The sequence below is a fragment of the Pseudomonas turukhanskensis genome, from assembly GCF_027922365.1.
In the GTDB taxonomy this organism is placed as follows: Bacteria; Pseudomonadota; Gammaproteobacteria; order Pseudomonadales; family Pseudomonadaceae; genus Aquipseudomonas; species Aquipseudomonas turukhanskensis.
The window spans coordinates 86,750-100,268 of the sequence record NZ_BSFN01000013.1 but is presented as its reverse complement, the minus strand read 5'-3'; the positions used below and the strand labels follow the sequence as shown (position 1 = coordinate 100,268).

Below are 13,519 nucleotides of genomic sequence, written 5' to 3'. Positions count from 1 at the left end.
CCAGCGAAGGTTACGGATATGAACAAACACTGTTACCGCCTTATATTCAGCAAAGTACTGGGGTTCTTGATTCCAGTGGCTGAAACAACAACCGCTGCACGCAAAGCTGGGCGAACTTGCGCTTCATCCACCTCTGCTTTCCCGCCGGCCGCCTGGCTGTTGAAAGCCCTGCCCTTGGCCTTGCTGGGCGTGATGCCTTACACCCAGGCGCAGATCGTCATTCCTCATAACTCCGGGCAGATGACCCACTCTGCCGGCGGGGTGCCGGTAATGGACATCAACAACCCCAACAGCAAAGGGCTCTCCCACAACCGCCTGAGCGAGTTCAATGTTGCCAACCCAGGCTTGATCTTCAACAACAGCCTGCGTGACGGCAACAGCCAGATCGGTGGTCACGTCATACACAACCCCAAGCTGACTCGCGAAGCACGCGCCATTCTCACCGAGGTTATGGGTAACAATGCCAGCTCCATCGAAGGCACGCTGGAGGTCTTCGGCGGCCGCGCCGACATTTTCATTGCCAACCCCAACGGCGTGACGCTGAACGGGGTAATGACCTACAACGCCAGCGGCCTGGCAGTGAGTACCGGCCGCGTTGTGCTGGGCAATGACGGTCCGCAGTTTCGCGTCGATGACCGCAGTGGTCGAGTATTGATCGGGGCCGGTGGTGTAAACACCGAAGGGCTGAGTTATTTCGATATCGTCGCGCGTGGCATCGATCTCCACGGCGAAGTCGGTTCCGCCGCCACACAGACCGACATCATGGCCGTCGCAGGCCTCAACACCTACGATGCGACCACCCGAATCCATAGCAAAGATACCGATAGCGGCAGCGGTACGCCCGTCGTTGCCATCGACGGTACCGCCGCCGGCGCCATGTATGGGGGCTTCATTACGCTGGTCAGCACAGAGAGCGGCGCCGGGGTTCGTCAAGAAGGGCTGATCCGTTCAGCACGCAATATTGCAATTTCGGCCAATGGTGACGTCGAACTCAACCACGTGAACGCCGGCAGTCATATTTCCGTTCAGGGCCATGCCGTTAGCGTCGATACGGCGCGGGCAAGCCGAAACGTCACATTCAACAGCGAAGCCAGCCTACGCGCTAACGCTGTGACGGCCGGTGGCGATACTCAACTGCGCAGTTGGGACAGCATCGAACTAGGAGATGGACAGACAGGCAATGGCCTCACAACCGGTGGCCTGCTGGACATGAAAGCCAACAAAGACATCGTCGTCAGCAACGATGTTCAGGCAGATCACGTCAAAGCCGAAGCCGACCGCGTGTTGATCAACGGCGCCACCGTGGAGGCCATCGGCGCGCAACGGGCCGGCACAGAAAAAGCTATCAGCATCGTTGCCAACGAACTCACGCTGTCTGGCGCTATGCACGCGCTCAACAATAACGGGGAGTTGGTACCGCACGACCAGACTGTGGTCATTCGCGATGGCACCGTGCAAGCCTTGCAGCCTGACGGGAACCAACAAGCCGGCGTCAAACTGGTAACGTCCGCCATGCTGAAGTCCGGCGGGGGTATCGATATCGCCGCAAAACGCCTGAATAACGAGGGCGGTGTGATCGAGGACACCAGCAACCGAGGCATCACCATCACCAGCGACAACTTCCTCAATGAGGGGCTGGTGCAATCTCAGGGCGACATCCGGGTAACGGCTGGAACCCTAAGCAATCTCTGCTTCGCAGGAGCTGCTGTGGGCGGCGCCAACCAAAGCATTTGCGGCGGTTTTATTGCCACAGGCCTGGGCGACTTCAACATCGGGCTGCTTACCAATCAAGGCAGCCTGGTCGCTGACCAAGCTCTGACTCTGGTACTAGGCAAGGGCTCCCACACCAACGGGGTGTACAGCGAAATCAGTGGCAGCCAGGGGTTGACCATCACCCAGGCCCCAGGTCAGCAAGCGAGCTTGCGTAACGCCGGGCGCCTGAGTTCCGGCGGCGATCTCAAAGTGGCGATCGATGGGCTGGTCAATACAGCCGGCTCGCAGCTTGCAAGTGCCGAGAACATCGAGCTTCACATCGACAAAACCCTGGAAACTGGCGCTGTCGTGCGAAGCGCCAAGGCGCTGACCATGACGGCCCAAGACCTGCGCACGACGGGCACCTCATCCATCACCTCCGGTGGCGACGGAACCGTTACCGCTACCAGGAACCTGATCAACGAGCGTGGCAGCAACATGAGCTTTGCTGGCGATTTGCTGATGAGCGCCGATGCAGACCTGACCAGCGCAGCACAGATAAATGTCCGCGGGCCAAACACCACCATCGTGGCCAAGGGGCAACTGGTAAATGCCGAAGGCACCATCCTGAGCACCGACAATCTGGTCATGAAAAGTGGTGGCACGATCACCAACGAAAACGGTGCGATCATCGCTGCCGATGACTCGCTGGTGATCGAAAGCGCGTTGGACATTAACAACCTGTCCGGTTCTATCCTGACGTCCGGCAACACCCTGCACCTTACCGCACTCGGCGCCCTGCGCAATGACGGCGGCTCTTGGATTGACGCGCTCAACCTCGACATCAATGCAAAAAACGTGTTCAACAGCGGCGCCTCGCAAATCGGTGGTTATGATTCTTTGACCATCAACGCTAGCGAACAGGTGCGTAACGAAGGAGGCGCCCTCATCCAAGGCGGGTTGCTGGCCACGATTACCGCCGGCAGCACGCTCACAAACGATAAAGCGTTGATTAACGCAACCGAGCTGGTGCTCAACGGCAACCACATCACCAACAGCAACCTGGGCGAAATAACCGCACAGACTGTTCGCGCTAATGCCCAGGGCACCTTCACCAGCCAAAGCGGTGCGACCCTGCATGCCGATGACGTCTTTATCGACGCCAATCGGTTCGAGGCCTCTGCCAGCAACATTTTGGCCAACAACCACCTCGACCTGAGCATTCGCGAGTTTTCCAACACCGCCACCGCTCACTCCAAAAACACCGCCACCGTCACCATGAAAGACGGCACCAGCCTGGTCATTGGCGCGGGCCAGGATAACCCCACAGCCGATTACCTGCTGGACATCAACACCCACAACCTGTGGGTGGCCGGCTCATTGCGCAACCCCGGCGCCATTGAAGTAAAAGCGACCGCAAGCGTGTTGAGCAATGGCGAAATCGTCACCGGCAAATGGCTCGATATACTGGCCAAGGGCTCCATCGAAAACCTGGCCAACAGACTGATGTGGTCGGCCGAGAAGATGCGGCTGAATGCCGGGACCACGATCATCAACAAGCACAACGGCCTGATCCGCGCCACCACCGACCTGACCCTCATCGCTGACAAGGCGGTTATCAACGAAGTCGGCATGATTGATGCGGGTGCAAATGTAGCCATTGATACCGCGCTCCTGGAAAACCGCAGCGAACTGCAGGGCGGGCTCAAGCCCGACGGTCAGGCGCATACCGTCAACCGGTACACCGAGGCGTGGGGGGCCTGGGATACCGAGTACTTCAAAACCGAATTCTGGACCAAGCGTTTCAGCGCTGAAGACCTGAAAGTCAAACAAGGGGTTATCTCGGCCGGCGGCAATCTGCTGCTCAATCAGGACGGTGCCAAGGGGAGCAAAGCCTCAGTACGTAACCTGGGTGGGCTGATGGCGGCGGCAGGCGATATTAAAATCGACGGCAACCTTGAAAACCTGGGCTCCAAAATAGGGCTGTCGCTGATCGAGTACCTGAAAGACTCGAGTGCCTTTGCCCAATGGACCACATCCGAAAGTAGCTACAGGGATGGTCCTGCTCTCCATACCAACATGTATGACTTGTTCGATAAAAACCTGTTACTCCACGACTCTCGTGCGGAGTTGATCGATCTACAGGCCGAACGCCAGGCGCGCCTGGACGAAGTCAGCCGCGCACACGAAGCCGAGAAGAAAGCTTTCAGGCCAGTCTCTACTGGCGTTGATGGCTTGTTAGAGTGGTTCGCTTTTGATCACTATCTCGACCAGAAGTATGACCAAATCAAAACTGACGTAAGGGCAGAATTTGCAGCAGAAGACAAACGTCTAAGCGATCAAATCAGGGCTGAAAACGGGTTCCTTTCGGGACCGACCATCCGCGGCACCGACAAATGGATGTTCTCACTGCGCCAAACCGCAACCCCAGAAGCCAACGCGATAATGAGCGCGGTTTTCGGCGCAGACTGGAAAAGCCTCGATCACAAGGCCATGCGTGAGCGCTGGGCAGCCTTCAAAGCCAGCCCCGACAAAACCTTGGATTTCTACGCCGATAAACAGGCCGAGATTTCGGCAGGCCAGGACTTTGTTCATACTGGCGGCGCACTGACCAACGGAACCGGTGCCGACTTTGGCAAAAACCGTACGGTCGACGTGCAGATTGGCGACGAAAAACTGGTCACCGTCGATGGCGAGCTGGATGCGGTGTTCAACCGCGATAGCGCCTTCGACTTCAAAGGCAAAGACTATCTACCGGCCCTGCGCGATGCCATCAACTCCGCCAACAACTTGCAGGATCTGATCAATTACAACCCCTTGTTCACTGCTAACGTCAATCTGGCCGATGCCAGTTCGAACGTCGACGGCGTTGCCGGTAAGGCTACGCCTGATTTCCAGGGCGTGTACCCCCTGTATATCAGTCGGGTTTCGTATAAGCAGGAAGACTTCTACGGCTCGCAATACCTGTTCAGCAAGCTTGATTACGACCCGGGTAAAACCGTCACCGTGCTAGGCGATGCGTACTTCGACAACGAACTTATTACGCGCACCATCCAAAATTCCATGGGCACCTTTTTTGCCCAGCGCCAACTGAGCGGCGCCAGTCTGGTCCAAAACCTGTTGGACAACGCCGCCAGTGAAGCGGTCAAACTGGGGCTGGTAATTGGCCAGCCCTTAACCCAAGAACAGTACGAGCAACTGGACAGCGACATCGTCTGGTATGAACCCCAGGTGGTAAACGGCATAACCGTGCTGGCACCCAAGGTCTATATCAGCCAAAGCACGCTGGTGGCCCGCCGAGAAGACCAGAACAATGGCGGCTTGATCGCAGCGAAGAACGTACTGATCGATGCCACTGCGGTGAACAACGTCAACGGTGTTATCCGCGGCAGCAACGACACGCTCGTGTACTCCGAGACCGACATCAACAACATCAGCCAGGGCGGCTCCAACACCGGCATTTATGGTGGCGACCGTGGCCGTCTGGTCGTAGCCGCCGAAGGGGAAGTGCACAACCAGGGCGGCAACTTACAAGGTTTAGAGCAAACGGTAGTAGGTGGCAAAGGCGTAACCAGCACAGCGACCACCGGTTACGACGCAGATGGCAACCTGTTGGTGCGCAACAACGGCATCCTGGGCGGCGAACTTACCCCCCGTGAAGCACCGGAAAGTGAGGCTCCCGTCGAGGCTCCCGTCGAGACTGCCGATGTTGATGGCGGTGGCGATACCAGCGAAACAACCGTAGCGGCGGCTGGCGACGAAACTCCGGCGGAAAAACCAAAGTTGGTCGTTGAAAAGCCAGATGTACGGGCCATTTTCGAACAGGCCAAACAGCGATCAGCCGCCGGCGCGCTGGCAGAAGACGCGGTGTCATCGGTTGCCGTGATTTCCGGCGGCGACATCAACCTGATCGGAGCGCAGACCATCGCCGACAAGGTCACCCTGCAAGCCACGGGTGACGTGAATATGCAGGATATCCACGAGGTCAGCTCCGACTTCAAGTCCAGCACCGTTCACGGTGCCCTTGCCCATCAGACCACTCGCGAGACGTCTGCCAGTGCGATATCCAGAGGCAACGAGGTCACGGCTAATGACCTGATCATCACGGCGGGCGGCGATTGGAATGTCACCGGTAGCGATGTCAACACCCTGAACAGCGACATCAATGTCGCGGGTGACGCAACAATCGCCGCTGGCAAAAACGCCGCTAGCTATGAAAAAGTGCAGAAGACCATGCAGTTTGTAATGGGTGGTACCGCAGGAGGCGGGGGGCGTGAGAGCTCCTACAACCTCAGCAAGTTCGATACCCAGCAAACTGCGACTGGCGCCAGTGCTTTTGAATACTCGGACATGGACCTTAAGGAATATGCAGGTGCCGCTTCAGGCGCCAACATGAACCGGGGCGATACGGCAGGCTTGCGCCACCGTATAGGGGTAGAAATTGTTGAAACCAAGGAAACTATCCAGGACACCAAGTACCGCAACGCTCAGTTGAACCTGGGCAGCGGCACCATGAACGTTGGTGGCGCTTTCGATCTGGGTGGCGCTGATATCAATGCCTACGCTCAGTTGACGAAAGAGGAGCGCGCCGCCATGACTCCCCAGGAGCTGGCCGCTGTCACCGCAGCAATGCCGACACTGGACATCACGGCAGCGGAGATCAAGAGCACCAAATTCCAGGATACGCACAAGCAGACGTTCGAGCGCGAAGAGGTCTTCTTTGGCAAAGAATCCGAAGTCCACTCCTCGCTCCTGAATGTCGCCGGCAATATGGCGAAAACAGCCAGAAAAGCTGAAGAAGGCATGGACGTTGATGGTGCGCTCACCGCAGCAGCGCAAGCCGCTAACGTCTCCCAGGTAATCTTTGGCGATACGCTCGGGATGTCGGAGACCATTGGGGTGAAAGTAACCAAAACCAGCAGTGAATATTCGAGCACCAGCGATAACATCAACCAGATTGGCGGCAATATCAGCTTGACCACCACCAAGGGCGACATAACCCTCAAGGGCGTCAATATTCAGGGTGGAAATGTAGCGTTGGACTCTGCCGGCGCCATCCACCAGCTAGCGGCAGAAGCCTCTAGCACTGGCAAATCCTCAACCGATATCCACCAAACGGGTGTAACAGTGGCCGCGAGTGTGGGGCCTATGGGGGCAGGGGTAGGCGTTAGCGTCGGAGCAAGCGGCAGCTATGACCGAACCGAAGAATCCGCGACCTTTTATACCAATGCCGACATTAGCGGTGCGAATGTCAGCATCAAGGCCAAAGGCGACCACAACATGGAAGGCGCCACCATCGACGCCGGCCATCTGAACTACAACATTACCGGCACACAGAACATTATCAGCAAGCAAGACGTGTCGAATATGGACCATGAGCGCGGCAATTGGAGCGCCAGTGTCGGTGTAGCGCTTTCAACCCTTGGCGTGGTTCCGATTGGCGGGGCTTCCGCCTCGGGCGGCAAGGATCACGACAACAGCAAGTTGACGACGGCGCAATCCGGCATCAGCGCAGGCTCCATGAACTTTCATGTCGGCGGCGACCAGAATCTGACCGGCGCACACATCATCAACAAGTCGGGGCAAGGCTCCTACAACGTCGACGGCAAGCTTACCGCTAACGATCTGGCGGACATGCGTGACAAAGACGGTGGGTACGGCGGCGCCGGCGGCGGTTTCAGCAAAAGCGGCGTGCCGAGTGTTGTTATTGAAACGGGCCGAGTGGATCAGGTGAAGTACGAGGCCACGCAGAAGTCCACTATCGACCTGGGTGGCATGGAAATGAACGTGGCCGGCGGGGTAGCGGGCAAGCTGAACACCGACGCGAGCAAGTTGGTAGACGTGTCGCTGGATAAAATGGTTGCTGGCACCGATATTAAAGTCGAGCTGGCGCTACCCGTCTTTAAGAAGAAGAAGAAAAAGGGCGGTGATGATGACCCTCCACCACCGCCAGACAACAATGACGTAAAGAAGAAAGAGACAAGGGAGATGTCCACACAGACCGACCCCATAGAGACAAGGGAGATGTCCACACAGACCGACCCCATAGAGACGAGGGAGATGTCCACACAGACCGATCCCATAGAGACGAAGACCATCAGCACGCAGACCAACGTGGTGAATAAAAACACCAACGCCCGCCATATGACGTCAGCCACTACCGGGGTAGATCTGAAAAACGTCCTGGCCAAGCTCAACAGCCCGAATAAGGCAGATCAGGCGAACCTCAAAGCCAACCCGATGACCGTCACGACTCGAGGCGCGGATGGCAAACTGACCACTCACACGATCAGCGACGCCGCCAGCCTCAAGGCATTGCACGGCCAGCAGGTGGTAACGGGCGAGCGTTCCGAGTACGTAAACCGCGGCAGTGGGCTGGGCCAGTCATCCACGGTGTATATCCAGATAAAGCCACAACCGGGGGGTGGGTTCAGCTATTCCTTCCAATCCAGACCCCCTGCCCCTCTTCCTAGGGCTAGATAGCGGGGGCGCAACGAAAAGGGCTGGTATCACCAGCCCTTTTTTATGCCCGCGATTTGACTTGTCAGGCGGGTTGTTTGGCATACCGCGCCAACTGTGCATCTTTGCTCATCACATCCAGGGTATTGGCCAGCACTTGCTCGCTGGTGACATCGGCCTTGGAGAAAATGTTGTCGAAGTTGGCGTGGGTGACTTGCGCAAAACGCTCACGGTCGCCTTTCTCTACTCCCAACAAGGTGGCGTAGGCATCCAGCGCCTCGCCCTGGCCTTGAGCCATGTCTTCGGCAATGGAATCGAGCATGCCGTTCATGGCCAACATCGAGCGACCGCCGTAGCCCAGTTTTACGTGGGAGTCGCAACCGTTGGTGCCGGAAGTAAGGCCGAACGTGGCGTTACCGGAAGTGCCGTTGGTGGTGGTCGCCAGCAGATGAGGCGCCAACCCGCGCTGCCCCTCGAACAGCATGTTGCCCCACCCACAACCGCCTCCGCCGGCCTGGTCGGCCTGGGCCGCGAAACTGGCCGCGCTCAGAATCGCAAGTGTCAAAACTTTGCCAAGCATTCGCTTATCCATGTCTGCGCTCCGCAGTAAATTGTTTTTAAATGCTCTTGCAGCTTTGGTGACACATACCCCCCTGTCAAACCAACGCCGGACGACCGGTAGGCTTGGCACGCCATCAGAGCTGATGGCACCATGCCGCGCTGCCTTCGCAGCCTTGAGCATTTTTGCGTGTTTGCCCTTCTGCCCCTTCGGCGCTTGCTTATCTGTTGCCTGAGTTTGCTGGCCCTGGCCGGTTGCGATCGGCCGTCTGCCATCGCCCTGGATCAGCAGGTGTATATCTGGCAGCGACAATGGCGCGCGGCCCATGCCCAGGCCTTGGTGGCCAGCCACGCGGACTTTTCCACCCTCAGGGTTCTGGTCGCCCAGGCACACCCCAACGAAGGCTGGATTCAAGCGCGAATCGACAACGACCTGCTGCGCCAGGACGGCCGTCCGCTGATTGCGGTGATTCGCCTGGACGGGCAATTGCCGCGCCTGGATAGCTCCGCCATCGACCAACACATTCAAACCACCGTGCGCAACTGGCAGGCCAGCGGCCTGAACCTGCGCGGTGTGGAAATCGACCATGACTGCGCCAACAACCGCTTGAGCGCTTATGCGCAGTTGCTGCACACCGTGCGCGCCGAGCTGCCGGCCGGGCTGACCCTGAGCATTACCGCCTTGCCCGCGTGGCTCAGCAGCAAGGCCTTGCCTACGGTGTTGCAGGAGGTGGACAGCTCCGTGCTGCAGGTGCATGCCGTGAGCCGTCCCGAGGCCGGGTTGTTCGATGCACAACTGGCTCTGCGCTGGGCCAACGCCTATGGCGCCGTCAGCAGCAAACCCTTTCACCTCGCTCTGCCCGCCTATGGCGTGGCACTCACCGAGAACGGCGACGTCGAAAGCGAAGCGCCGTTACCCCAGGGCGGCAGCCGCCGGGAGTTGCACGCCAAGCCCGAGGACGTGGCTAAGCTGCTGCGCGACATGCAGGCTGCGCCAGTCCCGCACCTGACCGGCCTGATCTGGTTTCGCCTGCCCTTGGCCGGTGACCGTCGCGCCTGGCCGCTGGTCACTCTGCAAGCGGTGCTCCACCAGCAGCCGCTGCGCAGCAATTTGCAGGTAACCGTGCAGCAGCAGGGCGAGTTATTCGAGCTACGCCTGGTCAACTCGGGCAACCTGAGCGCCGCTCTGCCAACCCTTATCCGTAACGACGCCGCCCATTGCGAAAGCGGCGACGGCGTTCAAGGCTATCGCCTGCAACGCGCAGCCAACACGCTTGAATTTGTTCGCCAATCGCCTGGTCAATTGGCCGCGGGCCAGAGCCGCGCGCTGGGATGGTTGCGTTGCTCACAGCTGGATCATGGAGGATTTCGTGTCTCGCCTTAACTTGCCTCGTTGTTTGCTCGCCGTTGCCGTGGCAGCGGTATTAACCACGCCTCTCGCCTCGGCCTGCGGCCCGGACTACCCACTGCGTTTGCTAGGCGACCGCGCGCGCAGCTTGCAGGAGCTGCCCGAAGGTAACTTCAACTTCGAGGCAGGTCGGCTGGCCGTTGCCACCCCGGCGCTGAAGCAAGCCGCCAGCTACAACGGTGAAACGCGCTGGTACGCCGAGGGGCAGAGCGGCCTCGAAGAAGCCGAGCCGCAAGGGTTGACGCCCGAGCAGGCGGCCAAGGTCAAGGCCCTGCGCAGCCTCACTGACCCCGCTCAAGCGGAGCAGGCTGGTGCCCAGTTGCCTGCCGAGCTGCGCCTGTACACGGCCGGCGCCGTGGCGTTTGCCCAAGGTGACGACGTCAGCGCCCAGGCCTATTTTCAAAAAGTGCTGGCCCTGCCCGCCAGCGAACGCCCGTTGCGTAGCACATGGGCCGCGTACTCGTTGGGCCGCAGTCTGGCCCGAGGCGCAGACGCCGCACGGGACGGCGAGCCAAGCGATGAACAACGGGCACAAGCGCGGCAAGCGGACATCAAGGCGGCCAAACAGGCCTTTGGCCTGACCCGGCAACTGGCCGTGGACGGTGCCAGCGACCCGCTGGAGTTAGGTATTGCCAGCCTCGGCGAAGAAGCCCGGCTGGCCTTGGATGCAGGCGACTGGTCGACCGCCATCGGCCTGTACGCCAGCCAACTGAAACTCGGTTCCACCACCGGCTACAGCTCGATGAAACAGCTGGCCGTTGAACTGACACAAATGCCCGCCGACCAACTGGCGCCACTGCTGCAACAACTGCCGGTGCAACAGTTGCTGACGGCGTACCTGATCAGCCATGCCGGCTGGTCCTACGGCGAGCAACCGGCTGGCGAAAAAGCCTTGGTGCAGCAGTTGCAACGGGGCGATATCGCCAACCTGGCCAACGCCGATCGCCTGGCCGCGCTGAGCTATCAGTTTGGCGATTACGACGCCACGGCCACCCTGCTCGAACACGCGCCCGACAACGGCCTGACTTGGTGGCTACGGGCCAAGATGGCCCTGCGTAGCGGTGACAAAGCCGCCGCCCAGGCCGCTTACGCTAAAGCCGCGCACGCCTTCCCGGAGGATGAAAGCTGGGGCTGGCGACGCGATGCCGACTGGAATGGCGAAACGGTCAAGCCGCGCTGCCGGGTTGAGGGCGAAGGCGCCATTCTGGCTCTGGAACGCGGCGACTATCTGCAGGCCTTCGAGGCCCTGTACCGCAGCGGCTATATCTACTGGGCGGACACCGCCGAAGTGGCCGAGCGAGTGTTGACCACCGACGAACTGAAAACCTTCGTCGATGCCAACGTGCCGGCGCCACCCTCGGTTGCCGCGCCACCCGATCCGTATGCCTACCAACCGCGCCCCATCGAAGCCGAGCTGCGCCAATTGCTCGGTCGTCGCCTGCTGCGGGAGGGGCGTTACGACCAGGCGCCAGCCTATTTCTACGAAGTCAGCACGCAGCAAGCCGCCCGCGACTACGGCCAGGCGCGGCAGGCCGCCGAATCGCGCTGGACCGACACCGGCAAGGCCCAGGCGCTGTACCAGGCAGGCAAGCTGGCGCGCCGCCAAGGCATGGAATTGCTCGGCTATGAAATGTCGCCGGACTTCGCCTGGTTCGATGGCCTGTATTCGCTGGACCGCGTGCAGACCCAGGAGCCCGGTGGCCTGCTCAGCCGCGGTGAAGTTGACCGGCAGAACGCCAACCTCGCAGCGCCCAACAACCGCTACCACTACCGTTGGGTTGCCGCCGAGCTGGGCAGTCAGGCTGCCGACCTGCTGCCCCATACCAGTCAGGCCTACGCCGCCACCCTGTGTCACGCCACCGGCTGGATTCAGTGGAGCGATCAGCAACTGGCCCAGAATCTTTACCGCCGCTACGTCGCAAATGGCCCGGCCGTGCCTTGGGCAGCGAATTTCGGCAACCAGTGCCCGGAGCCGAGGTTCGAAACCGTCGACCGCGACCTCTGGCAACTGCGTCTGGACACCCTGCGCCGCGCCGCTCGTCCTTACAAAGGTTGGCTGTTTGGCCTGGCCTTGGTCGCCGGTGTAGTGGCGGCTGGATATTGGCGAAAAAAGCGCCGCATCACAGTTCCGCCAGCCGAGCTGTAGCCGCGGCCACAGCCTTGACTATAGTGATGGAACCGAACTGTCCCCACGAACTCGGATAGTCACTGCCAACTGGAGCCAACCCCATGAGTGAGTCAACCAACGAGCGTCGGCGCTTTCAGCGCATTGCCTTCGACGCCAGCACCGAAATCGCTCAGGGCGATCAGCGCTGGACGGTTGAACTGCACGACCTGTCCCTCAAAGGCCTGCTGATACAGCGCCCGGAAAACTGGAGCGGCGACGTCAGCCAGGCGTTCGAGGCCGACGTACGCTTGAGCCCGGATGTGCATGTGCGCATGGAAGTGGCCCTGGCTCGCGATGCCGGCGGCCTGCTCGGCTTTGAATGCCGGCATATTGACCTGGACTCGGTCAGCCATCTGCGCCGCTTGGTGGAGCTGAATCTCGGGGATGAGGATTTGCTGGAGCGCGAACTGACCTCGCTCGGCGAGGCGTAACGACCGCTAAAAAGCGCCAGGCAACAGCCTCTCCTACACAGGCGAGCCATTGGGGGAGCGGCTTTTGCTTCGGTGGTCTACAGCGCGGCTCTGATGGCAATTAAAGCGATGGCTCACGCGCAGCCAAAAACCATGACGCACGTCCAACTCTGGCAATCTGTTCATCGCCTCGCCACGAACCCCTGTTGAGCCTTGGATATACTCCGGGCCTGCTTGCGCGCCGGATCGTTTTGCCGCGCGCGTGGTCAGAGGCGTTTGCGTGCTGCTGCCGGCACGGTCGAGAGGGATCTACAGATGAGTCGCATCGCAACCACGTTGGCAATGCTTCTATTGGGACTATTGGTACAGGGACACGCAATGGCATTTTCAAAAACGCTGTATCTGTTTTCTGAGGTAAACGGCATCGTTCTGCTCGATGGCAAACCCGTGGAAGGGGTTGAGGTCGACCAGGAGTACCACTGGCACTGGAAAGGCGAGAAGGCCAGACGAGTTACCACCACCGACGCCCAAGGGCGCTTTCACTTTCCGGTTATCACCGGCAAATCGTTGACCGCTGCGCTGCCGCACGAGCCGGTGGTCGAGCAGCGTATGCGGCTGTATTACCAGGGCAAGGAATACCAGGGTTGGTATCAGTCCAAGCACAACTACGACGATCTCGGCGAGTTGAATGGCCGGCCGATGAAGCTGGTGTGTGATCTGAACGATGAGCCCGCGCCACACCCGGAAATCGGCAGTTCCGGTATCTGTGTGCTGCAAAAATAATCGCGCTGTTTTTACCCACAGTGTTTCAGAGCCAGAAGGGAA

Annotated in this window: 6 protein-coding genes; 5 read left to right on the top strand and 1 reads right to left on the bottom strand. The window is 59.6% G+C overall.

Annotated elements, in window-relative coordinates:
* Positions 1-18: 18 nt before the first annotated feature.
* The gene (locus PKE98_RS19220) at positions 19-8,175 is read left to right on the top strand and encodes a two-partner secretion domain-containing protein (RefSeq protein ID WP_271196933.1); all 8,157 of its coding nucleotides are present in this window, start codon (positions 19-21) and stop codon (positions 8,173-8,175) included.
* Between the two features lie 61 nt (positions 8,176-8,236).
* Here the strand turns inward: PKE98_RS19220 and PKE98_RS19215 are convergent, their stop codons facing one another.
* Positions 8,237-8,743, bottom strand: coding sequence for a DUF3015 domain-containing protein (locus tag PKE98_RS19215; RefSeq protein ID WP_271196932.1), 507 nt, complete (start codon positions 8,741-8,743; stop codon positions 8,237-8,239).
* Positions 8,744-8,863: 120 nt separating this feature from the next.
* On the opposite strand from PKE98_RS19215, the gene PKE98_RS19210 reads away from it, so the two are divergent.
* From PKE98_RS19210 to PKE98_RS19195, 4 genes are all read left to right on the top strand, one after another.
* Positions 8,864-10,093, top strand: coding sequence for a DUF3142 domain-containing protein (locus PKE98_RS19210; RefSeq protein ID WP_271196931.1), 1,230 nt, complete (start codon positions 8,864-8,866; stop codon positions 10,091-10,093).
* Positions 10,080-12,263 (top strand): hypothetical protein, encoded by a 2,184-nt coding sequence (locus tag PKE98_RS19205; protein ID WP_271196930.1) that lies wholly within the window; start codon positions 10,080-10,082, stop codon positions 12,261-12,263. The genes PKE98_RS19210 and PKE98_RS19205 overlap by 14 nt, the downstream gene beginning before the upstream one ends.
* 83 nt (positions 12,264-12,346) lie before the next feature.
* Positions 12,347-12,715 (top strand): PilZ domain-containing protein, encoded by a 369-nt coding sequence (locus tag PKE98_RS19200; protein WP_271196929.1) that lies wholly within the window; start codon positions 12,347-12,349, stop codon positions 12,713-12,715.
* 357 nt (positions 12,716-13,072) lie between these two features.
* Positions 13,073-13,477, top strand: a complete 405-nt coding sequence (locus tag PKE98_RS19195) for a DUF6795 domain-containing protein (protein ID WP_271196928.1) — start codon at positions 13,073-13,075, stop codon at positions 13,475-13,477.
* Positions 13,478-13,519: the final 42 nt, after the last annotated feature.